The sequence below is a fragment of the Caproiciproducens faecalis genome, assembly GCF_019448085.1.
Lineage (GTDB): Bacteria > Bacillota > Clostridia > Oscillospirales > Acutalibacteraceae > Caproiciproducens > Caproiciproducens faecalis.
The window spans coordinates 310,420-333,412 of sequence record NZ_JAGFNZ010000002.1; the positions used below are offsets into that span (position 1 = coordinate 310,420).

Genomic DNA, 22,993 nt, shown 5'->3' on the forward strand with positions numbered 1-22,993 from the left:
AAAAGGTAATCTGAAATAAAAAGGAGAGTATGACAATGAAACAATATAAAATACAGGATATCGCCCCTGGCCTGATCAAGGGGGTAGACGTTCAGATGCCCGGGGCAGCGGAGGTTTACCGGGAAAACTGGTTTGAGTGGAGAGCGACAACCCTGCGCGCCGGTATGAAACAGAGCACATTGGCGGGCGGCGTGCTGAACATCTGGAAGCATACTCCGGTTTTTGCGGAGTTGGAGTACCACGAGGACTGCGAAATGTTCTATTTTGTACAAGGGACTGCCATTATGCCGTTTGCGGACATTCAAGACGGAAAAATCGATATGGACAGCGTCCAGCTTGTCAGAGTTCCCGCAGGCACACAAATCATTATCCACCCCAACAAAGCGCATTTTGTAGCCGTAGCACAGGATGACACACCGGTTACGATCATTGTGACCAGTCCCGCAATGGACGCTCCCCGCCTCAGCCCCGCGGAAGCGTTGGAAGGAATTACCCGTTAGCAGGGAGCTTTGCCGGGACATCCGTTTGGGATGACTCTGCTTTATCACAATAACGGAAGAACATGAGGGAATAGCAGCGATGAATATTTTAGTATGTATCAAGCAAGTACCCGGTACCAGCAACGTAGAGGTGGACCCCGTTACCGGGGTGCTCAAGCGCGACGGAGTCGCCTCAAAGATGAACCCCTACGATTTATACTCTCTGGAGCTGGCCATGTGTCTGCGTCAGCAGCACGGCGGCACTGTCGACGTGATTACGATGGGCCCCCCGCAGGCCAAGTCTTCGTTACTGGAAGCGATCTGCATGGGCGCCGACAAGGGGTGCCTTATCAGTGACCGCAGATTCGGCGGCGCGGACGTAGTTGCCACCAGTTACACCCTCTCTCAGGGAATTCGAAAAATGGGACAGTATGATCTGATTCTTTGCGGAAAGCAGACAACGGACGGCGACACCGCCCAGGTTGGGCCGGAAACGGCAGAATTTCTAAATATTCCTCACGCCACAAACGTGCAGGAGATTACCGAAGCAGAAGATGGATTTCTTACCGTACGCATAACAATGGACGGTTTTGCACAGGTTCAAAAAATGCCCTTGCCCTGTCTTTTAACGGTGGAAAAAAACATCAATACGCCCCGGCTTCCTTCCTACCGGCGAAAATGTTCTGTCAATCCGGACGGCATTTCTGTATTTTCCTTAGCCGATTTTGAGGACAAAAACGAGGGCCACTACGGCCTTTCGGGATCTCCCACACAAGTGGAACGTATTTTCCCACCGGAAAAAAATCTTTCGAAAGAGATTTACGAAGGTTCGGGCAATGAGCTTTCCCAAAAGCTTTTTGACCTGCTCTTGCAGAAAAAATTCATATAAGGAGGGAAAGTTCGTTTTGTCTTACTTAAAAATCAATCATGATAAAATCACGGCCGAAAACGCAGAGGACTTAATGAAAATTTGTCCGTTTTCCGCCATTACATATGAAAACGGCAGGCTTGAAATCGGAGCCGGCTGCAAAATGTGCAAAATGTGTGTCAACAAAGGCCCCAAAGGTGCAATCGAATTCATTAAAGAAGAAGCCCCTTCCGTAGACAAATCTCTTTGGAAAGGAATCACCGTCTTTGTGGAGCACGACGAGGGCAGAATTCACCCTGTTACATTAGAACTGATCGGCAAAGCACGCGAGCTTGCCAAAGTGACCGGTCAGCCGGTGTACGCCCTGTTTATCGGCTTCAATATCGAGGATCAGGCAAAAAAACTGCTTTTTTACGGTGTGGACGAGGTTTTTCTCTATGACTCCCCTGCTTTGAAGCATTTTTTGATTCTTCCCTACGCCAACGTTTTTACCCATTTCATTAATCAGACAAAACCATCCTCCATTCTGGTGGGCGCTACCCATCTCGGGCGTTCTCTCGCGCCGCGTGTGGCGGCCCGTTTCCGTACCGGTCTGACCGCCGACTGCACCGTTCTGGATATGAAGGAAAACACCGACTTGGTACAGATACGTCCCGCGTTCGGCGGAAACATTATGGCGCAGATCGTTACACCGCGCAACCGGCCGCAGTTCTGCACTGTCCGCTACAAAATTTTTTCCGCACCGCCCAAACAGGAAACACCGCGGGGCAGAATCACCCGAATGGAAATAGAAGAAAAACAGCTTAAAGATACCATGCAGGTACTCGATATCATTCGCAAGCCCAAGGATATCGACATCTCGGATGCCGATATCATCGTCGCTGTGGGCCGCGGTATTAAAAGTCAGGCGGATCTGGCTCTTGCAGAAGAGCTGGCGTCTTTGCTGGGCGCACAGATAGCCTGTACCCGTCCGCTGATTGAGGCGGGGTGGTTTGACGCCAAACACCAAATCGGCCTGAGCGGCAGAACCGTCAAAGCAAAGCTGATTATCACCCTCGGAATTTCCGGCTCCGTCCAGTTTGCCGCAGGTATGCGCAATTCCGACTGCATCGTCTCCGTTAATAAAGATAAAAACGCCCCTATTTTCGACGTTGCACACTACGGTTTCGTGGGGGACCTGTATGAAATCGTACCGGCATTCATTCAGCAGATGAAGGAGGAAAACTGATGGATTATCATAAAGTAACCGAACAGGAACTCCGCCGCCTGCGTGAAATCATCCCCGAGGATCGAATCCTGACGGGCGAAGAAATCGGCGAGGATTACAGCCATGACGAATTGGGCGGAATCACGAACGCGCCGGAGGTGCTGATCCGTGTTTTAAGTACCGAAGAGATATCTGAAATTATGAAATACGCCAACTGTCAGCATATTCCCGTAGTCGTCCGCGGCTCTGGGACGGGTCTTGTTGGCGCCTCGGTCGCGCTGCACGGCGGCATCATGCTGGAAACCACCGGTATGAACCGTATCCTTGAACTGGACACGGAAAATCTTACGGTAACCGTCGAACCGGGTGTACTGCTGATGGAACTGTCCCAGTTTGCGGAGGAAAACGATTTTCTTTATCCGCCGGACCCCGGAGAAAAATCGGCGACAATCGGCGGGAATATCAGCACCAACGCGGGTGGTATGCGCGCAGTCAAATACGGCGTAACGCGTGATTACGTCCGTGGCCTTACCGTTGTACTCCCCACCGGCGAAGTCATAAAGCTCGGCGGAAAAGTAGTCAAAAACAGCTCCGGCTACAGTCTGAAAGATCTTATGATTGGTTCCGAGGGTACTCTTGGCATCATTACCGAAGCGGTTCTTAAACTAGTGGCTCTGCCGAAAGTTTCTGTCAGCCTGCTGATCCCCTTCGCTGACATGGACGCAGCTCTGGAGGCGGTGCCTGAAATCATCAAATCCAAGGCAGTGCCCACGGCAATTGAGTTTATGGAACGCGGAACCATCCTTTTTGCCGAGGAATATCTGGGCAAAAAATTCCCGGACAGCAAGAGTGATGCCTACATTTTACTGACCTTTGACGGCAACTCGCTGGAACAGGTGGAACGAGACTACGACACGGTTGCAAAGCTCTGCATCGACCGCGGCGCGCTGGATGTCTACATCGTTGACACCGACGAGCGCAAACAGTCCGTCTGGTCGGCCCGCGGCGCGTTTCTCGAAGCTATTAAAGCCTCTACGACGGCAATGGATGAGTGTGACGTAGTCGTACCCCGTAACCGCGTGGCGGACTTTATAAAATTCACACACCAGCTGGCCCAGGAAATCGGTATGCGAATTCCAAGCTTTGGCCATGCCGGTGACGGCAACCTCCATGTCTACCTTTGCCGCGATGAAATGGAGGAAAAAGAATGGCAAAAAAAGTTAGACACTGTATTTGACGCCATGTACCGAAAAGCCGAGGAATACCATGGGCTTGTCTCCGGGGAACACGGTATTGGTTTTGCCAAGCGCAGATACCTATCGCGCCAGTACGGCGAAGCACAGATGCGCATTATGCGCGGAATCAAGCTGGCCTTTGACCCCAATGGAATTCTGAACCCCGGAAAAGTCGTGTAAGCCAATCCGAAATTCGGGACCTGCAAAGCCCGGCTGAACCTAAAATTCCAACAAACCATGACATAAATCGAAGTCATACCCTCTTCCAAGCAAACTAGGAATGCCCCCTGAAGCAGGCAGAAAATCACTGCCCGCTTCAGGGGGTTATTTCTGTGCTTCCACCATAAAATAGGATATTCTGTTCTGACCGCCCTGCTCCGTTCTGTCGGCAGAATCGATCGCGATATTTTGGAATCCGGCCTGTGACCACAGAGCTCTAATCTCTTGTTCTTCGAAAAAATGGATGGTTCCCCTGTGAGCCAGATTTCCTTCCGTAATTTCTCTGTAAGTGTTTTCCTCCAGCTTTTCCCCGGTACCGTAGCCGGACATTCCCACCTTGAAAAGGCCCGTGGAAAACAGCTTCCCGCCAGTTTTTAAAACGCGGAAGCACTCCTGTAAGATCTTTTTTATATTTTCAGCCGTATTGCCGGAGATTGCGGCGGAGTCAACCAGCCCGTCAAAAAAGTCATCGGAATATGGCAGGCTGGCAGCATCGCTGACACAGATATGAGCGTACAGCCCTTCCTCCTGCATCCTTTGCCGAGCCTTATGGGCAGCTGTTTCTGAGCCGTCAAAAGCGTAGACGGCAAAGCCTTCCCTTGCCATATACCAGGTTACAGCGCCCGTTCCGCAACCGATATCCAGCAGTTTTATCTGCGCCCGGTTTTTTTTGTAAAAATTTCTTGCTATGAATCGGATAACCTCTTCGCTGGGGTATCTGCCCCACTCCTGATTTTGAAATATCTCTTCCCATGCATTGTCAAAGCTAGCCATTTCGTACCTCCCGGCCAATCCCATTATAAGCTTATCTTATGTGGAACCGGTTACCCGTGTTACCCGCAACAAACCGTTAATGGGGTTGGACAAAGAGCAGGGACTACAAGAAAGCCTTCTGCATACTATACTAACAGCTTGATATCAGCTGCTTCCTGTGTTATAAGCGGTGAATCGGCATATTCCTGCCTGTCTAGTCGTCTTACAGACCTAGGTATATACCAAACATTGCAACAGTAATGACAGAAAGGGACTCAACCGCTCCAGATACAAGAAGCCGATATTAAGAAAATGAAAGAAGGATATGAATGGCATTACAGTTATTTAAGCTGGTTATGAACGGTGTAACCAACACGGTTCCGACGGAGCTGGGATATTTCACAACAGCCTCCGAGGATGTCACGATTAATTCTCTGACCTCCTACACCCTTTTGCCAGACCGTTTTGTAGATGACGACGGAGTTGCAGTAACCTCCATCATTCCAGCAGCGACAAGCAACGGCTATTACACGCTGTTTATTGACGGTACGTTAACGCAGTCCAGCATGTATACCGTCGGTTCCGCCGCCGGTGTTACCATCGGCAACGCCGCGCTTACCCAAACAATCACGATTTTAGCAAGCTCCCCCATTACGCTGGCCGTAACTAACTTTGCACCAACCACTGCTGTAAACGGATAAACCGCTCTTTTCCCAATAACCATACCACTGGGCATACGGTTCAGTCGTTTCTTAATAAGCGTGAAAAGGATGTGCTCAACCGCACATCCTTTTTGCTATCTGCTTTTGCTTCGTATTCTTTCCCGTTCGCTCCGTATCCGTTCACTGTAAGGGTACTTTCGAACCCCTTCCTCCAGTCTGCACAGCGCATAGTTTTTACAAATCGAAAAAATCAGCGGTAAAAGGCCTGAAGTTTCGTTTAATTGATTCAGTTGGTTTTCTGCTTCCGCCCTTTTTCCCTCAATCCACAGGATTGCGATTCTGTAAGCCATAGAGACAGAAGAAACCGCTTCATCCTCTGTATTCTGTATAAAGAACGAAAGCGACTGTTCAAACAATTGTCTTCTGAAATGGATAAATCCGTAAATATAATTTTCGAACTCCCGCTTGCTCTGAAACCATTCGCCCTCCGCCGCCCACTTGCTTTTTACCAGAAATACATGAAACAGTTCCGGATCCTTTTCAAAGAAACAGGAGATTCTTTCCTGTGCGTGTTCATTCAACGGTTCCCATTGCAGTGTACGCAGATATGCGGTCAAAGCCCCCGTTCTATTTTCCATTTTCTCGTAATAAATTCCTGTCTGTTTGTGTATTTCCGCGCATGTCAGCTTCCACTCGCCATGATGAAAATTGTCTTTCTCCGGTTCGCGTACAATGTGCAAGCGATTGAAAAAAGCAAGCAATTCCTTGTACTGCCGATCCGGCACAGCCTGAGTCTCCGCCTTGCCGCCAACCGCTGCCTGCGTTTTGCGAATCCATTCTTGCAGATTCTTCATAAAAAACCTGGCCCACAGAACATATTCCAAATCTCCTATAGCCTGCGGTTTTCCCAGCTGTATCACCTGCTTTGCCAATTCTGTTTTTTCGTCGGACAACAGCTGCTCTATGACTTTTTGTTTAAATACCTTCTGCTTTTCCTCGTCGGAAATACACCGGAATATCATTTCGATGATCTCAAAATGATTGCCGCGCGCCCAAGCCCTTGCAAGGTTGATAAAATCATCGTCATTCGCCTGTTTTAATAGGAAAGAAAGCAGGACTTTTGCTTTTTCTTCCTGACCCAGCCATAAAAAATGGTCGTGAAGTTCCGCCGCCGTTTCATATTCCGGCCGTAACAACGCTTTGCCGTATGTTTCCTTTCCGGTCAATAATTCCTGAATGAATCGGTGCAGAGCCTTAACCGGCTCGTCAATCCCCTGTGTATCATCCATTTCAGCAAGCAGCTGCTCCGCCTGCGGAAATTGATCGCGGAACCAGCGGTTTTGTATTTGAAGCAGCAGAATTTGACTGTAAAAAGGGCTTTCCTTACCAATGGCCGAAAAATCCTCCTGCTCTTCACCCAGCATCAGACGGCAGGACAGGCGAATGCTTTCCGTCTGTTCTCCTTTTCCGAGAAGCGACTCCAAGGCTTCCATATAATCCAAAACTTTCACATACTCCCGCTGTTGGAAAAGGATTTCCATCAGAGCGGCCAGCCGTTCCGGATTTTTCTGTTCCACCGACAGCTTCAACAAATGCTCCATAACTTCCACGGAAGCCGTTTTATGGATCAGCCGGCCTATTTTATGTAAAAGGCCGCGCTTTGCGCTGTTCAGTTCATAGGCGCGCTGATAACAGGCAAGTGCCTGTCGGCTATTTGACAGCTGTTCATGGATTTCTCCCAGCGTTTCAAACAGCACGAAATCTCCGATTTCCGGACAGGGTACGCAGCGCTCCGCCTGTTCTTTGATTTTCAGGCAGGCATCCAAGTCCTGAAGCGCTTCCCCGTATTGTCCAAGCTGTTTATGGATTTCTGCGCGCAAAATAAAGTAATCGGAATAAACCGGAAAATTTTTGATCCCCTCGCTCAGAGTATTCAGTGCTTCCTCGTACTTCTGCAGGCAAAGGTACGCCCAGCCAAGACATTTCAGCAGATGCGGAGCAAAGAGATCATCAAAATTTACTTCTGCTATCGCCGCCTGAAAATGCGGGACGCTCTCCTCATATTTTTTCTGGTTTAGCAGCTCCATTCCGGCCAAATACCGGACATAGCTGTCCAGCGGGCGTTCCTCCAGGTCTTTCTGTACCAGCGGAATCCGCTTACCCAGTTCGCGAAAAAGCGCCGTATCATCCCTATGTACTATTCGGACGGAGGCCGGTTCCAGCGCGTTGATCTGTTCGTCCGGGATTCTCTCAAAGGATCTGTATTGAAAACGGTATTCCTTTCGGTTCCGAAACAGCCGCAGCGACTGAACGGGAGAAGAAACCGTATGTTCTCTGGTGGTGCCGTCCAGATGAAACAGATACCCCTCGACATTTGGATTCATAAGCAGCTCCCGGATTTTCCCACGGTGTTCTTCGGGAACCATCTCCCCCGGCTGCAGGAAAAGAACCCATCTGCCCGCCGCGTGTTCCAGACAGAGATTTTTCGCCTCGCTCCAGCTGTCCGTCCATTCCATCTGATAAACCTGTGCGCCCTCCTGCCGTGCAAGCTCGACTGTACGGTCAGTCGACCCTATGTCAACAAGAACCGTTTCGTCGGCGACTTCCTTAAACTCTTTTAAACTGTCAACAAGGTACTTTTCATCATTCTTCGTAACCATGCACAGGCTTAACTGTTTTTTTTCGTTCATGGATCAGTGGCCTCCTTCCCGTGTTTTTCTGAAAGACTCATCAATTTGAGCGGCGGCGGCGTACTCCCCCAGCTGATAGAAGGTATCCCCCAGCCTTTCCATCGCTTTTCTGTCTTCGGGAAAAATCGCGAGATAAGCCCCGTATTGTTTGGCGGCCTCTTCCCACTCAAACCGGGTATATAGAAGGGTTGCGTAATTATAAAGAATCTCCCCGTCTTCCGGATGAAGCTCATATGCCTTTTTCAGAAATCGCATCGAATTGTCCCAATCCTTCATCCGGTAAAGCAGAACGCCGATGTCGTTCAGAAGAACGGGATTCTCCGGCTCCATTAAAAAAAGATCAAGCTTCCGTTTTAATTCATTCATCCCGCTCATTTTGCACCCTCCTCTTGTTCAGATTCCAGCTTTCGCAGCACGTTTTTCAGCTTTTCCGCGGCATTTTCCAGGTGAACCGACACGCTTTGACAGACAACCCCTATATGGCTGAAAAAATTGTACTGTATTTTAAAAATCTCCGTAACCTTCTCAGGTGTGTCAAAAGCTCCTAGCTGACTGATGATATAGTAGTAAACAAAGAACATCTGCTGCAAAAAGCACCGATACATGGCGTCCGACAAAAAAAGCTGATAAAGTTCAACATTTTTTTGATACGTTTGCTCAAGGATACTTCGGTTTTGGGTATCTTCTTTTTCGGCCAGCCGAACCATTCTTTTGCAGTCAAATTTCGCCATCATTGCCTGATGAACCAAATTGCGGTATGATTCCGCGTGCTTTTCCACGCTTCCAATGAAATCTATCAGGCGCTCTTTCCTTTCGGAAAGGGAAACCTTCCCTTTATTTTCAGAAACAAACTCATTGACGCGGAAAGGAATGGACTGTAAGCAGTAATCCTGAATGACGCGGCTTAACGGCATACATTCCGTTCCTTCTATTCTGGCGCCGCCCTCTGTTGCGTTTAAAAATCGCGTGTCGGGATGTGCTGCGATTTTCATCTCCAGTCCCAGCTTAAAATCTGCCCACAACCGGTTTGACGGAACCATGGTACCATCGTTTCCCTCCACATAAATGACCGGCATCGCCTGGATAATCTCTTTCGCCTTTTTCCCTTTTTCCTCATTATAAGCGGCATCTTTGCTGTGGGTAACGCCTTCGGCACCGTAGGCGTAATCCTGTCCTACAAAAACAACCGGATTTGCGCCTAGGTACACGGCAAGCTCCGCGGCAAGGTGGGACACATTGGCTCCTGCATCAAGGGCGCTTCCATCCCCGAGGGATTGATTGACCCATTCATTTACAGCCTCTCCTCTGCGGAACAGGGGAATTTTGGGCCCCAAAAAGGAAGGGTACACCCGTTTGTCAACCAATGCCAGACAAAGCAGAGCAATATCCTCAGGATAATCCGTATTTTCAAAATGATAGGTATAGGTTTCCGGCGTGCGTTCAATAATGGTTAAGATATCCGGTGTGATATGATTTTTTATCAGGGGAACAATCGCGGATTCCACTGATATGATTAGCCCTTTCCCCTGAATTTTTTTCAGCTGCTGAATGTTTTTGTCCAGCGACGGCCCGTTGGCAATGATAAACGCCGGGACATTCCGATATTGATTTTCCATGCAGCTTAAATACGGATTCCGCACGATCTCCTCGACATTCTCCAGTATATTTTGAAATCCGATTAAATTATCAAGATGGTCGTTTCCTGTATAAAAAGTAAACAAAGATAATCTGGAAAAAACATATTTGTGGATTTGCAGATACTGCTCTTTAAAATTTCGTCTGGCGAGCGGTGTAAAAGCGAGCGTAGGACAGGTGCAGTTGTAAAAAACAATGCTGCGGAACAGTTGGTCAAAGGCTTCGGCAAAATATTTGCTGTCGCCAATAAAAATGATGATTTTTCTGGTCTCCAACACAGGGGTCAAATCAAAATAGTACAGCATTGCTTTGAACAAATAAAGATTTTCCTCAAACAGGATGACAATGGTATTTGACTTTTTGCGGGCAAAAATTTCAAGCAGCGAATAGCCGAATCCGCAGCCATATAGAAAAATAGCTCCCGAACCCCGTTCTGCAATCGTTTTCCACCATTCTTCCGCCTCCTGGACGGGGCGTTCGCTGGTAACCTGAAAGCTCTCGTCCCCATGATGATAGCGGCAGACAGGATACCCCTGTGCATTATAGGTAACCTCAATTTCCCGCCAAAGCTCTTCCTCATCTATTTTTTCCAAAGAATCCTGAATCCACGGAGCAAGCATCTTCAGATTTTTTTCATATACTGCTCGGATTTGATTCTGAGGGGCTACCGCCATTCTCCGTCACCCCTTTCATCCAGTTTTCAGAAAGCGGATAAAGCGTAAATTCCAGTGTGTCTGCCAAACCGGCCACATCCTGATGATTCAGATATACAGGCAGTTTTTCCAGAACCGCCAGCATTTTGTCCAGTTCCATTTCTGGTTCTCCCGTGCACTGGTAATACTGAAGGATTCCCTCCAGATCATCCATGCTGTTCAGAAATTCGTCCAGACCCGCTTGATCTTCTCCCTTTCTGAAATGCTCCACGGATGCTTTCAGCGACTCCCGGAACCGGTCATTTCGCTCTTGGATCTTAGTCAACTCACTCATTTCCGGCATCTCCTTTATCAATCAGTTCTTTCCAGCCGGAACGCTGGTACGCTTCCAGATTGTGCAAAGTAAACGGTACTGTCCACTTCATTTTAGAGTCATAGGCCTCCGCTGTTTTTTGTTCCTCCAGCAGCTCCTGCTCTGTCAGAAATACTTTCCGGAACAAAACGGACTGCTTCCGTATTTCAGCCAGCAGCCGCTTCATCTGCGCAATCTGAAACGCGCGCTGAAATAGTTCTGCAGTCCGTTTTTGCTGCTCTTCCGTATAGAGCTCACAGTCCTCGTGAAAATTTTCCCTGATTCTCATATGACTCCTCCCCATTCATTCCGTATTCGTGGGCGTTCCCGCGAAAAACCTGCGTTTCATTGGAACACCACGGGAAAATCAAGACTGGCCTGATGAAAATCCTCTATTTTTCCAATATCGATCCAGTATTCCCGAATCGGGAAAATACAGACCGGTTCCTTTTCTTCCAGCATGATTTCCAGCAGATGATTCATGTCAAAATAGGAGCTTGGAATCCTGCCCAGAACTTCCGGATTCAATACATAAATTCCCGCGTTGATAAAGCTGGCGTAAACGGGTTTTTCGTCAAATCCGATCAGCCTGTCTTTATTTACTTTTACCACTCCGTAAGGAACCTGAAAATCGTAAGTTGTCACGGCGACCGTAGCGCGTGCCTGATGGCTCAGGTGAAAATTGAGCAGCTGTTCAAAGCTCAGTTTTGTCAGGATATCCCCGTTGATAATAATGACCGGCAGCTCCGTCTTGACCGGAAACAGGCTCAGCGAACCCGCCGTACCCATCTCTTTTTTCTCGGCAATATACCGGATCTCCACTCCCCATTTGGAGCCGTCCCCGAAATATTCCCTGATCTGTTCGGAAAGATAATTGACAGAAAAACAAAATTGATGGAATCCCTGCTTGATAAACTGGTTCAGAATGGTTTCCAGTACCGGCTTATCGGCAATTTTCAGCATCGGCTTCGGGCAGTCGTCCGTCAGCGGACTGAGCCTTTTCCCCAGCCCCCCCGCCATAATCACGACCCAGTTTTCATATTTGGAAAGCGTAATCAGGTCGTCAACCCACTCTATTCCAATGACCCTGCCCTTACCGTCCACCACGGGAAGATGCCGGAGCTGATTGATTTTCAAAATATTCAGAATGCTTGTTTTATCCTTCATTTCCGGAATCGTCACCGGGTGGGCATTCATAATATCCTCCACCGGATTGCTCAGCGGAACTCCCTTCAGGATTCCCCGGCGGATATCCCCGTCCGTGACCGTACCCAGCAGTTTACCGTCCCGGTCCGTAACTACGGCAATCTGCAGGGAATTTAAATCGATGATCTCAATTGCCTCCTGAATTTTGGTATCCGGTAGAATCAGGATTTTTTTCCAATCGTTCATTGCTGCCCCTGTCATCCATGCAATCTATTTAATAAACAATTGTTCATTATATGCCGGAATCTCTGATACCATTATATTTTCGGGGGGCCTTTTGGTGAATGCGACTCCTTTACCAGACGCTGGAATCTTCAATCCAAACGCTTACATTCTGCTGGTGTAGTCATACAGTTCCTTAAACTCATCCTGAAAGAAATAGCACGCCAGTATTTCCAGAAGATTGAAGTCGTCTTCGGAATCAATGTCCAGAATTGCGGTGTCCCGCATAACGATCGTATCGAATTTGCCGTCCAGGGGGGACTGTTTCAGCTTACTGTATAAACTGTCCCGCCGGTAGCAGTAGATGGACGCGTTCATATCGTAAACCTTTGGCGCCTGCTGCCGCGCTGTAAAGCCGCCGTCCAACACTTTTTTCATTTCTCCGTCCCGGTACTCCACCATATTGAAGTAGGGATTCCGCCGGGAAGGCACCACGGAAAAAACGACGTCTGTTTCCGGGTTTTCTTCGGCTTTTTTAAGTGCGGCTTCCATGTCCGCCACCGTCCTGAAGGGTGACGTAATATCCAGATCCATGACATAATCATACCGCAGGCCGAATTTCCGCTCCATCTCATCAAGCGAATACCGGATGGCGGGAACCTTCGGCGAGGTATCCTGCGCAAGCTCCTCCGGCCTGCGGATACAGGTCGGGCCGTAGGGTTCGGCTATTTTCAGCAGTTGGTCACTGTCGCTGTTCACACAGATGTCCACCGTATCAAAATGGTGTTCTCTTTTAAAAAGATAGGCCGACGCAATGGAGTAATTAATGAGCGGCTTTCCGAAAAAGAGCCGCATATTTTTATTTTTCACTCCTTTCGAACCTGCTCTTCCGCAGATTGTTATCAGAATATTCATGCCTGCTCCTTTCCCAACGCAATATTTAAAACGGCCAAACAGCGGTTCAGGTTGCTGTACGCGGCCCCGCTTTCGACATGGCTGAGGAAAAACCGCATTTCCCTAAGGTAGCTTTCGTTCTCTTCTTCTTCATAATGAATCCGTTCTCTGCCGTCCGTAAAGGTAACGGTGTTTGCAAAAAGATCGCCTGTAATGGTTCCGCTTTCCGTAAAAAGTTCTATTTCACGCCGCGGCACCCTGCCGAAATAGTCAAGATGGAGTTCCACCGCTTTATCCGGGTACCGGGCAATATAAACCGACAGGTCTTCACTGTCAATTTCGAGTGGGGAATATTTTCCCGACACCCGGAAAACCGTTTGCGGAAATCCGAACAGAGCGACCAGATAATCCCACTCGTGGATCAGGTCCAGTGCAACCCCGCCGCCCAGCTCTTTTCTGGCGCTGTAAACCTTCCGGTAGTCTCCGGGCCGCCAGTCCGGCAGATAGCTGGAACAAAGAACCCGTACACTGTAAACCGGTTCCCGTGAAAGGATTTCCCCCAGCTTTTGTATGACGGGGGAAAAGCGCAGCGGCCCCGCGGCGTAGGAAACACCCTGCGGGTTCAGCTTCAGGTCTTCCAGACGGTACCAAGCGCTGTCAAACAGCGGTTTTTCTATAAACAGATGCTCCGTTCTGCCCGCCATTGCTTTCACAGTATCATAATGAAGGCTGGTCGGGTTTGTGATAAAAGCAATGTCATAATCACTGTCAAGCTCCCGCTCCTCAAAAAGCTGACGGGAAAGTAGCGCCTGTACTGTATCATCCAACGGCGTGTGGGTTTTTCTCAGCGCGTGGACTTCCAGCGGGAGATTCTGTTCGTGTGCAACCGTGTGTAAGTTGCGCAGATGCCTTTTCCCGATGGAGCCCAGTCCGCAGAAACAAACCTTCAAGCTTTCATCCCCTCAATTCTGTCGATCAGGCGCAGCGTCCGCCGGTCCTCCGCAAAGGTGTACCGCTCCCGGTTTTTCCCGCCGGTAATTTTGTCAACAAATACCCGAAGCTCCTCCAGATATGCGTTTTCAATAATGCTTTCCGCGTACCGGTCATCTCTAACCGCATTGGAATACGTTTCCATCTTCTCCATGGTCTTTTCCCGTACGTTATACCTGAAAAGGCTATCCGGCGTCCCGTCCCAGCTCAGGTGCAGGTTTTCCGAATAAACCAGAAGATTTCTCTGTGCTTTTCTTGCAACCACATCCACAATCCAGATTCCCTTGTTCCCGTTTTTGTGCTCCAGAACAACAAAGTAATTGTCCGGATACCCTAGCTCCAGTTTGGAAAGATGATCCTTGAAGACCGTAACTTTTCTTACTTTTCCAAATGTATGCAGAATCCAGGGCAGATCAATCGCAAAAATTTCACGGCAGGCATTGGTTTTCGGATCGCCCACAAAGAAATCCCGGTAATCTTCCCACGGATGCCAGTCGGGCAGATACTGGCCGACATGGTACCGGTAATTCACCTTTTCCCCCTGTTTCAGGACACAGTCCCTGACTGCCTGAAGCTCTTTGCGGTAAAGCAGGGTGGAAGATAAAAAAAGCTTGACCTGCCGTTCTTCGGCGGCTTGCAGAATCTCGTCGTACCGGTCTGAAATCAAATTGATTTCGCTGAAGATATGCAGCCCCTTTGCGATACAGTCCAGAATCACGTCCGCGTGGCTGGCTGGGGAAGTGCAGACCAAAGCGGCGCACGGCTGTTCCTGTTCGACTGCTGTTTCCAGACCGGCGTAAACCGGGATGCCAAAAAGAGCCTGCGTTTGTTCCCGCCGTTCTTCCCGAACATCCACCCCGCAGACGGAAATGCTGTCAAAGCAATTTAAAAGCAGCGAAATTCTCCTTCTGCCCATGGAACCCAACCCAATTACCAGAAACTTCATCGCAAACTTCCTTTCTGAAAACCGACCATGAAATCACTCCCGCCTAAAACGCAATCAGTTCATCTTCCTCAAAGTCCCGGATGGCGGCAGCGCCCAGCACCTCGTTCCAGCGCATTGGAGAAATCCCCGCTCCCGGTCTTTTCGCCGTGATATTTTCCGGTGTAAACACCTCTCCCTTTAAAATCTTTTGGGAAGCAACAATACTCTTCCTTACCAGGCTTCGGTTCTCTCTTTCAGAATCCGTCACATGCTTTTCCCCGCTGCCCATGGCCTGCTCAATATTGCGGATATATCTGACCATCCGGCAAAGTTCATCCGGTTCAATGCTCGCCCGGTGGTCGGGGCCCTTCATCCCGCGGCTCAGGGTGAAATGCTTTTCAATGACCTGTGCCCCCAGCGCCGCGGCGGCGACAGGGACTTCAATTCCTTGGGAATGGTCCGACAAACCCACCGGCAGCCCCAGCTGTTCTTTCAATGTCCGCATCACCCGCAGATTAACATCCGAAAGAGGGGTCGGGTACTGTGTGTTGCAGTGCAGCACCGTAATGTCTTTTTCCATGTCTTTTTGCAGTACGGAAACGGCTTCCCGGATTTCCCATACCTCGCTCATGCCGGTCGACAGAAGCACGGAACCGGGCAGCCCGGCAATGGTTTCCAGCAGCGGCAGATTTGTGATTTCACCGGAGGGAACTTTCATAATTTTCATTCCCAAAGACGATAAAAACCGCGCGCTTTCCACATCGAAGGGAGTGGACAGAAACCCAACTCCTGCCGCGTCACAGTGTTCCTTCAGCCGGCGAAAATTTTCAAACGACAGCTCCAGTTTTTTGACCATATCCAGCATGGATTCTTCCGCGCCGGTGGATTCCTTCTGATACTCCGCTTTCTGCGCGTATTTTGAAATGATTGCTTCGCTTTTCCAAGTCTGGAATTTGACATAGTCCGCTCCCGCCTCCGCAGCCGCATCAATCAGCCGATAGGCCAGATCCATTCTGCCGTTATGGTTCACACCCGCTTCGGCCACAATCAGTATTTTCCCCAATCGTCTCTGCCCCCCGTTACGCCCGGTACTGAATCAGGCGGTCATTGTCCGGGCAAAAGCCGGGGTCGGAAGCCGCCCGGAGCTTTAGCAGCTCCCGATAGACTTCTTCACAAAAAATGTTCCGTCCGATATAAAAATCCGCCAGGCCTTTTTTATGAAAGGATCGCTTAAATAGGAACAGGCTGTCCTGCGCCCCTACCCCGCCGCCAAGATGAAATTTCGAGCAGCCGTTTTCCGCGCCCCAGCACGCCGCCGTATAGAGAAGAAGGCTGTTGGGCGACAGCGCAAAGTATTCCTTCCGTGCCGCGGAAAGATGGTAGTGCATACTTCCGTTGCAGTACATAATGATCGCGGAACAAATGATTTCCTCATTCAGAACCGCATAGAAAATCCGGTAACAATCCGCCAGCTTCGCAAAGAAATCGTCAAAGAATTCTTCGCTGAAATAGTAATAGTCCGCGGCAGAACGCCGCTGCATGGTCTCATAGTACATCCGGATAAACGTCTTTTGGGCTTCCTCGCTCCGGCTGTTTTCAATTTGGACATGGTTTTTCATTGCCTTGTGAATGGCGCCCCGGCACCTTGATTCCAGATTTGCGTCAATCACCGCCTTGTCTTTCGTATTCATATAGACGGTATGCCTGATGTTGTACAGTTCACACTTTCCCTCAAAGACCCGGTAATTTTCCAGAAGGGGATGAAACCGGATAAACTGCGACACTATGCGGTTGGAACGGCAGTAATCGCTGAGCAGAGCAAAAAAATCCCCGATTCCCCGCTCACTGAAGCCCTCTGTCAGCGGCCCGCCGTAGCCGTAGGGCGTTGACCAGTCAAAGCAGCGCCCACGTTCCAAAATTCCGCTGTACGCCGGACTTTCAGCAATATCGCGCTGCTGTACGACATAGCAAAGCCTCATCCCCTCTCCGCGGTAATACAGTAAAAAAGGCGCGCCGTCCTTTGCAAAGCGGAAAGCAGAAACATAGCCGCTGAGATAATAGACATCGAACCGGGCAAAAGAACGCACAACGGCGTCCCAGTTTTCCCGTTCCTCAAACGGAATGATTTGAAGGTTTCCCATATTTGCCCCCCAATCTGAAAGGCCGGAAATATCCGCGTTTGATTTCCACCCGTTCCATTGGAAAAAAATGTTTCTTTAAAAGGCTTCGATAATCCGGGACGGTGCGAAGAACCTCGACAATTTTCTTCGCCGCGTCGCCCTTTCCGTAGGGATTGACCGCCCCGGAGCAGTCCTTTGCAAACGCCGCCCGGACGGCTTTTTCGATTTCCGCTTTTTGGGGCGCACAGCAAAGAACGGAGGAAGCAAGAAGCCGCCCCTTCTGCCGGTCACCGATGTTCACCGTCGGCTTATGGAAAGAAGGGACTTCGTATACCCCGCTGGAGGAGTTCCCCACCACCGCGTCCACCTGTGCAATAAGGCTGAAATACCGCGTCTGCCCCAAAGATGAAAAGACGGCGGCATTCGGATGGCAGCCTGCAAACTGATTCAACAGCCGAATCAGCTCCCGTCCCTGCGGATCGGCGTTCGGCCGGGTAAAAATCAGGCCTACGCCGGGGCCAAAACCGTCCAGTGCCTGTAACAGCTGCTGAAACTGGCTGCCGGAATCCTCTGAATCCAGTGTAACGGGGTGGAACGTAATCAGCAGATTTCTTTCCCGAAAGCGGAAGGAAAGCGACTGTTCCAGTTCGGCGCGGCTGATCCGGGGCAGGGATAGAATCCGGTCAATTCCCAGACTGCCCACATTGTAGATATGGGCCGGGTCTTCCCCCAGCTGCGCCACCCTTTGGCAGGATTCTTCGTTGGTCACAAAGTGCAGCTGCGCCATTTTGGAAATGCTGTGCCGGATTGCCTCGTCAAAGGCCCCCTCTGTGGTATCGCCCCCGCCGATATGGGCAATCGGAATCCGGGCGAACAACGCGGTCTGCGCGGCCGCCAGCATTTCATACCGGTCCCCCGTTATCACCAGCAGGTCGGGTTTCAGCTCTGAAAAAGCGTCCGCAAATCCGATCATGCCCAGACCCACGGACTTGGCGATTCCCGTGGGGGTGTCACTGGACAGGAGCATCTCCACCTTTTTATCAATGGAAAATCCGTCTTCTTCAATTTCCTGATAAGTCAGTCCGAACTCCGGCGACAGGTGCATACCCGTGACCACCAGCTGCAGCTGAAATTCCGGTTCCATCCGGATCCTTTTCATCAGAGGATTCAGCAGACCGTATTCCGCCCTTGTTCCCGTCACAACGCAGATTCTGCGCACGGCTCCCGGGCTCACAGCTCTTCCCCCAGCCGGGCGCTGCTTGGAATATTGATAATCCTCTGTTCCAGGTCTTCGGCAGCGGACAAATCCATGTGCGGGCAGCTTTGGAACATGGGCAGCCGGTTCATTAGAACCCATGCCGGCCGGGTCAGCATTCCCCGGCGGTTGGTTTCGGAAATAATTGAATCGCGCATTTCCGTGTCCCCTTTATCCAGAATCAGTGTGTTCAGCCAGTAGTTGCTTTTCGCGTAGGAAGGTTCCCGGAAAAAAGCGATGCCTGAAAGAGGCGCGAAAGCCTGCCGGTATTTTTCGGCCAGAGCCCGTTTGCTTTTGAGAAAACCATTCAGCTGCTCCAACTGCGCACAGCCGAGCGCGGCGTTGATGTTCGGCATACGAAAGTTGTACCCGACGCAGTCATGGATGAAATCCCACTGGTGCGTCATCCTTGCCGTAGTGCTGATATGTTTTGCCTGTCTGGCGAGCTCTTCGTCATTTGTCAGAATGGCGCCGCCTCCGCCGGTGGTAACAATTTTATTTCCATTAAAGCTGAGGGAGGCGAGCTTGCCAAAATTGCCGGTGTGGATATTTTTGTAATAGGAACCAAGCGATTCCGCGGCGTCCTCAATCAATTCCAGCCGGTATTTACGGCACACTTCCAGCAGCGGGTCAAGGTCGACGGGATGCCCGAAGGTGTGCATGGCGACAACCGCCCGGATGGGCCGCCCGGTTGCCTGATTACAGGGAAAGCCGTCCTTCCATTCGGTGATCTTCGCAAGATAAGTTTCCAGCTTTTTGGGGTCGATTCCCAGAGTCGCAAGGTCACTGTCTACAAAATGGGGAACGGCTCCGCAGTAGCACACCGCGTTTGACGTAGCCACAAACGTCAGCGCGGGTACCAGCACTTCATCGCCGCTTGTGACTCCGGCCAGTTTCAGGCACAGGTACAGCGCGGCCGTACCATTGACCACCGCCACAGCGCGCCTGACCCCCGTAAACTCAGCCAGCTTTTCTTCAAACTCATCAACATACTTTCCGACGGAGGAAACAAAGTTGGTATCGAGGCAGTCCCGCACATAGTTCCACTCGTTTCCTGCAAAACGGGGCTCGTGCAGCGGGATGGGAGTCTTTTCTCTATCCAGCACTTTTTCCAGTGCCGCAACAATTTCTAAAGGATCAGCGTTCTTTTCTGTACTCATAGGTTATACCTGTCTGTTTTATAGAGTTTCAGATGTTCGGGATCGGCAAACCACCGCGCGGTTTCCCGAAGTCCGCGCTTCAGCCCGTCCTTTCCCGCGTACTCCGGCTTCCAGCCAAACAGCCGGACTGCTTTTGCGGTATCCGCCCAAAGGCGTTCCACCTCGCTTTTAGGAGGGCGCACCCGCTGCGGATCGGTTTCTATTTCCATTTCCGCACCCATCACCTCCGCAATGATCTGAGCGGTTTCCCCGATGGAAACCTCATAATTGCTGCCGATATTCACGACCTCTCCCACTGCCGCGTCACATTCGGCGACCTCCAAAAATCCGCGCACCGTGTCGCGGACATAATTAAAGTCCCTGGTGGGTTTGAGGGAACCAAGCCGGATTTTTCGTTTTCCACTTGCAATCTGTGTGATAATGGCAGGAATGACGGCCCGGTCCGACTGTCTGGGGCCGTAGGTGTTGAACGGACGGATGACGGCAACCGGCGTCTGAAAGGAATCATAAAAAGAAAGAGCCAACTGATCGGCTCCAATCTTTGACGCGGCATAGGGAGACTGGGCATGCAACGGATGAGTTTCCGGGATGGGAACGGTCTGGGCCGTACCGTAAACCTCACTGGTGGAGGTCTGAATGATTCTTTCCGTTCCCAGCTCACGGGCCGCCTGCAAAATGTGAAAGCTCCCCCGGATATTCGTGTCAATATATGCACCGGGAGAATAATATGAATAAGGGATTGCTACCAAAGCGGCCAGATGAAAAACAACCTCACAGTTCTCCATTGCTTTTTTTATCCGGTAAGAGTCCCTGATGTCCCCTGCCACCACTTCCAGAGCGTCTTTTATTTCTGCCGGCGACTGGTCCAGCCAACCCCAGGAATTATAGGAATTATAACAGACAAAAGCGCGGACGGAATATCCTCTTCTGACCAGTTCTTCCGTCAAATGGGATCCAATAAACCCGTCCGCGCCGGTAACTAGAATTTTTTTCCCGTTTAAGTCCATCTTATCCCTCCTGACAAAACTCCGATACTCTATAATATATTCCGGCAGATAAAAAATAGAAGTAAAAGACGGGGAGAATGTCAGCAGCCGCGGCCTGCCGCCTGCTTTCGTAAAATGGAATTTACGGCATTTATGAAAGCACCCGGCACCGCGGCATCGTTGGAAATCCGTTAAAAAAATGGAGTGGATGCTATGATAAAAAGCAAATTTCCCCTGATTACCTGCCGTTTATCCGACCGGAACGGAAACGCTCTGAATCCCTGCGTACCGGGCGCAATCCGCTATACCGAATTATCTTCTCCGAAAGACCGTCCTCAGGAGCAGGTCAGGCTGCTCTCCGGAAAAACGGTTCTGCAGAGCATTGCCACTGTTCTGATCGAAGGATTCGTTACTTTTTCAACGGACGAAAACAGGATGTCTTCGCCCATTCCCTTTAGCATTGTCCAGTATATTTCCCTCTGTGCGCCGCAGGAAACCGTGCTTTTCTTCGCGACAGACAGCTTCCAATGCTGTGCGATTCCCCTTTTACGGGAACCCGATGCCATTACCGACCGTGTTAAAATCTTTATCCATATCGAAACCACTGCAGAATCCAGAGCGAAAGTCACCCTGCGCGTTCCGGAGGTGGATTCTTCCCTTGCGGTCAAGGGCACCGTATGCCTCCACACCGACAAAATCTATGGCTCGGCCGTGTTTAAAAGCGAAACCGAAATCTGTTACCAGAGCATGGTTCTGAAGGCGGAGGTTTACCAGTACAATGCGCTTTCTGCGGACGGCCAGAAAACATACACCAATCAGGACGAACTGACCCAATACGGCGACAGGGGGATTCTTTCTCCCGATGAGGTTTCTTACTGCAATCTGTTTGTAAACGGGGTTCTGCAGCCCAAAACAAACTATCACATTACCAAAGGCCTGCTGAATCTCACCACGGAAGACGCGCCCGGCACCGGGCAGGCGGTGATGATTTTATTTGTCACGCTGAAAAATCAGCAGGATGAAAAAATGAAGGTAACCGATAACCGGTACAATGCTGTTTCCGACGGAACAAAAAAAATCTTTACCGATGCCGACGAACTGAAGGCCTACGGCGGCAATGGGATTCCTGACCCGAATGAGGTTTCGTATTTCAATCTCTATATCAACGGCGTTTTGCAGCCGACCGGCAACTATCTTGTACGGAAGGGAGTTCTGGAACTGACCACGGAGGATATCCCGTCCAAAGGAGAGCTGATTATACTGGAATCACTGGTCATCAGGGATCCCCGCGGACAGCTTTTCCGGATGGATACCTACCAGTTCAATGCCCTTTCCGAAGGGAGAAAAATTTTTACCGACCGCGACCAGATTCTGATGTACGGCGACAAAGGGATTCCCGACCCGAAGCTGAGCGTTTACCAGAACCTTTTTGTCAACGGCGTTTTGCAGCCCGGCGTCAACTACCTGGTCTATGAGGGATTTCTTCTTTTAAAGACGCAGGACGCTCCTATCAGAGACGCTCCTATTTCACTGCAGTATGTCAGTCAATCTTCCGCAAACTCCACAAGGGAATACGGAATGTCGAGCTCCGCCTACCGCCGCTGGATTCAGAGGTATGAACAGGTACCGGAAACCGAGCTGACACTTCCGCAGGGAGATGACTGAAAATTCCCGATGAAAACAGGCAGGGCGTATGACTTTTCGTCATACGCCCTGCCTTCGTTTCCCACCGCCGATTTCAAAATCAGACAGTAAATTTTATGATATTAAAAATATTGATTGCGATAATCACAGCCATAAAGCTGATAAACAGATGATCCACCGTCTTTTCGGAAAGCTTCTGGTTTAAACGGCCGCCGATCATTCCGCCGGCGACTCCGGCAACGACCATCAGTGCTAAAATCAGAAGACTGATCTGCGGTACGGTACCGCTGAGCAGCGTCTGCAAGAAGCTGGAGAGCTGTGAAAACATGATGATGTACAGAGAATTGGCGGCTGCCTTTTTAATGTCCATGGAAAAGAAAAAGAACAGAACCGTCAGATTGATCGGGCCGCCGCCGATTCCGAGAAACGAGGAAACGGTACCCAGCCCCAGTCCGATCAAAACGCATCCCACCATGCTGTTCACATGGTGGGTATGAATTTTTGCGGAAAAAACGCTGTACAGAAGAGTGCCCACCGTAATCACCAAAAGCAGGCTCGCCTGTACCGCGCCCAGATGATTTTCATTCTGAAGAAGGGTTTTGAGCATATCGAACACCGATTTCCCCACAAGTCCGCCAAATACGGAACCGACGGCAAGCGGGGTGCTTGTTTTCACGTCGATCATGCCGCGGTTTTTCGAGTTCCGCAGCACGGAAATAATGGACATGGAGAGAACGGTGCAGCCGGAAAGAAAGCTGATTCCGCTTACGCTCATGGTGCCGGTGGCGTCAAGCACAGGCTTAATGATGACGCCGCCGCCCACACCGCAGATTCCGCCGATGGCAGAGGCCAGCAGGCTCACTAAAAAATATAGAATTTCCAAGAGCCTGCCTCCTTC

At 50.2% G+C, this 22,993-nt stretch carries 22 protein-coding genes; 6 read left to right on the forward strand and 16 right to left on the reverse strand.

Features of this window, described 5'->3' with window-relative positions:
- Positions 1 to 35: 35 nt before the first annotated feature.
- From J5W02_RS05880 to J5W02_RS05895, 4 genes are all read left to right on the forward strand, one after another.
- Positions 36 to 500, forward strand: a complete 465-nt coding sequence (locus J5W02_RS05880; protein ID WP_219964745.1) for a hypothetical protein — start codon at positions 36 to 38, stop codon at positions 498 to 500.
- A gap of 79 nt (positions 501 to 579) precedes the next feature.
- Complete coding sequence (locus tag J5W02_RS05885) at positions 580 to 1,368, forward strand: electron transfer flavoprotein subunit beta/FixA family protein (RefSeq protein WP_219964746.1); 789 nt, start codon at positions 580 to 582, stop codon at positions 1,366 to 1,368.
- A gap of 16 nt (positions 1,369 to 1,384) precedes the next feature.
- Positions 1,385 to 2,575, forward strand: coding sequence for an electron transfer flavoprotein subunit alpha/FixB family protein (locus tag J5W02_RS05890; RefSeq protein ID WP_219964747.1), 1,191 nt, complete (start codon positions 1,385 to 1,387; stop codon positions 2,573 to 2,575).
- Positions 2,575 to 3,969, forward strand: a complete 1,395-nt coding sequence (locus J5W02_RS05895; RefSeq protein ID WP_219964748.1) for an FAD-binding oxidoreductase — start codon at positions 2,575 to 2,577, stop codon at positions 3,967 to 3,969. Before J5W02_RS05890 ends, J5W02_RS05895 begins: the two co-directional genes overlap by 1 nt.
- A gap of 144 nt (positions 3,970 to 4,113) precedes the next feature.
- Here J5W02_RS05895 and J5W02_RS05900 read toward each other — a convergent pair whose 3' ends face one another.
- On the reverse strand, positions 4,114 to 4,782 hold the full coding sequence (locus J5W02_RS05900; RefSeq protein ID WP_219964749.1) for a class I SAM-dependent methyltransferase: 669 nt from the start codon (positions 4,780 to 4,782) through the stop codon (positions 4,114 to 4,116).
- 308 nt (positions 4,783 to 5,090) lie between these two features.
- On the opposite strand from J5W02_RS05900, the gene J5W02_RS05905 reads away from it, so the two are divergent.
- Positions 5,091 to 5,462: a DUF4183 domain-containing protein gene (locus J5W02_RS05905; protein WP_219964750.1), complete on the forward strand. Its 372-nt coding sequence runs from the start codon at positions 5,091 to 5,093 to the stop codon at positions 5,460 to 5,462.
- 95 nt (positions 5,463 to 5,557) lie between these two features.
- Here J5W02_RS05905 and J5W02_RS05910 read toward each other — a convergent pair whose 3' ends face one another.
- From J5W02_RS05910 to J5W02_RS05970, 14 genes are all read right to left on the reverse strand, one after another.
- Positions 5,558 to 8,113 carry a glycosyltransferase gene (locus J5W02_RS05910; RefSeq protein ID WP_219964751.1) on the reverse strand — a complete coding sequence of 852 codons (2,556 nt, stop codon included), beginning with the start codon at positions 8,111 to 8,113 and terminating at the stop codon, positions 5,558 to 5,560.
- 3 nt (positions 8,114 to 8,116) lie between these two features.
- Positions 8,117 to 8,488 (reverse strand): tetratricopeptide repeat protein, encoded by a 372-nt coding sequence (locus tag J5W02_RS05915; protein WP_219964752.1) that lies wholly within the window; start codon positions 8,486 to 8,488, stop codon positions 8,117 to 8,119.
- Positions 8,485 to 10,422, reverse strand: a complete 1,938-nt coding sequence (locus tag J5W02_RS05920) for a motility associated factor glycosyltransferase family protein (protein ID WP_219964753.1) — start codon at positions 10,420 to 10,422, stop codon at positions 8,485 to 8,487. The genes J5W02_RS05915 and J5W02_RS05920 overlap by 4 nt, the downstream gene beginning before the upstream one ends.
- Positions 10,382 to 10,735, reverse strand: a complete 354-nt coding sequence (locus J5W02_RS05925) for a hypothetical protein (protein WP_219964754.1) — start codon at positions 10,733 to 10,735, stop codon at positions 10,382 to 10,384. Before J5W02_RS05925 ends, J5W02_RS05920 begins: the two co-directional genes overlap by 41 nt.
- Complete coding sequence (locus J5W02_RS05930) at positions 10,728 to 11,042, reverse strand: hypothetical protein (protein WP_219964755.1); 315 nt, start codon at positions 11,040 to 11,042, stop codon at positions 10,728 to 10,730. Before J5W02_RS05930 ends, J5W02_RS05925 begins: the two co-directional genes overlap by 8 nt.
- A gap of 56 nt (positions 11,043 to 11,098) precedes the next feature.
- Complete coding sequence (locus J5W02_RS05935; protein WP_219964756.1) at positions 11,099 to 12,145, reverse strand: nucleotidyltransferase family protein; 1,047 nt, start codon at positions 12,143 to 12,145, stop codon at positions 11,099 to 11,101.
- A 141-nt stretch (positions 12,146 to 12,286) separates the two neighbouring features.
- The gene (locus J5W02_RS05940; RefSeq protein ID WP_219964757.1) at positions 12,287 to 13,036 is read right to left on the reverse strand and encodes an acylneuraminate cytidylyltransferase family protein; all 750 of its coding nucleotides are present in this window, start codon (positions 13,034 to 13,036) and stop codon (positions 12,287 to 12,289) included.
- Positions 13,033 to 13,965: a Gfo/Idh/MocA family protein gene (locus J5W02_RS05945; RefSeq protein ID WP_219964758.1), complete on the reverse strand. Its 933-nt coding sequence runs from the start codon at positions 13,963 to 13,965 to the stop codon at positions 13,033 to 13,035. Before J5W02_RS05945 ends, J5W02_RS05940 begins: the two co-directional genes overlap by 4 nt.
- Positions 13,962 to 14,951, reverse strand: a complete 990-nt coding sequence (locus J5W02_RS05950; RefSeq protein ID WP_219964759.1) for a Gfo/Idh/MocA family protein — start codon at positions 14,949 to 14,951, stop codon at positions 13,962 to 13,964. Before J5W02_RS05950 ends, J5W02_RS05945 begins: the two co-directional genes overlap by 4 nt.
- A 43-nt stretch (positions 14,952 to 14,994) precedes the next feature.
- A complete protein-coding gene (gene neuB, locus J5W02_RS05955; RefSeq protein WP_219964760.1) occupies positions 14,995 to 15,993 on the reverse strand; it encodes an N-acetylneuraminate synthase in 999 nt (332 codons plus the stop codon).
- 16 nt (positions 15,994 to 16,009) lie between these two features.
- Positions 16,010 to 17,071 (reverse strand): GNAT family N-acetyltransferase, encoded by a 1,062-nt coding sequence (locus tag J5W02_RS05960; protein WP_219964761.1) that lies wholly within the window; start codon positions 17,069 to 17,071, stop codon positions 16,010 to 16,012.
- The gene (gene neuC, locus J5W02_RS05965) at positions 17,043 to 18,284 is read right to left on the reverse strand and encodes a UDP-N-acetylglucosamine 2-epimerase (protein WP_330659695.1); all 1,242 of its coding nucleotides are present in this window, start codon (positions 18,282 to 18,284) and stop codon (positions 17,043 to 17,045) included. Before neuC ends, J5W02_RS05960 begins: the two co-directional genes overlap by 29 nt.
- Complete coding sequence (locus tag J5W02_RS14705; protein ID WP_255575599.1) at positions 18,281 to 19,465, reverse strand: LegC family aminotransferase; 1,185 nt, start codon at positions 19,463 to 19,465, stop codon at positions 18,281 to 18,283. Before J5W02_RS14705 ends, neuC begins: the two co-directional genes overlap by 4 nt.
- A complete protein-coding gene (locus tag J5W02_RS05970) occupies positions 19,462 to 20,472 on the reverse strand; it encodes an NAD-dependent 4,6-dehydratase LegB (RefSeq protein WP_219964763.1) in 1,011 nt (336 codons plus the stop codon). Before J5W02_RS05970 ends, J5W02_RS14705 begins: the two co-directional genes overlap by 4 nt.
- A gap of 192 nt (positions 20,473 to 20,664) precedes the next feature.
- Between J5W02_RS05970 and J5W02_RS05975 the strand changes: the two genes are divergently transcribed.
- Positions 20,665 to 22,116, forward strand: coding sequence for a DUF4183 domain-containing protein (locus tag J5W02_RS05975; protein ID WP_219964764.1), 1,452 nt, complete (start codon positions 20,665 to 20,667; stop codon positions 22,114 to 22,116).
- Between the two features lie 79 nt (positions 22,117 to 22,195).
- On the opposite strand, the gene J5W02_RS05980 is transcribed toward J5W02_RS05975, so the two are convergent.
- Positions 22,196 to 22,978, reverse strand: coding sequence for a sulfite exporter TauE/SafE family protein (locus J5W02_RS05980; RefSeq protein ID WP_219964765.1), 783 nt, complete (start codon positions 22,976 to 22,978; stop codon positions 22,196 to 22,198).
- Positions 22,979 to 22,993 lie beyond the last annotated feature (15 nt).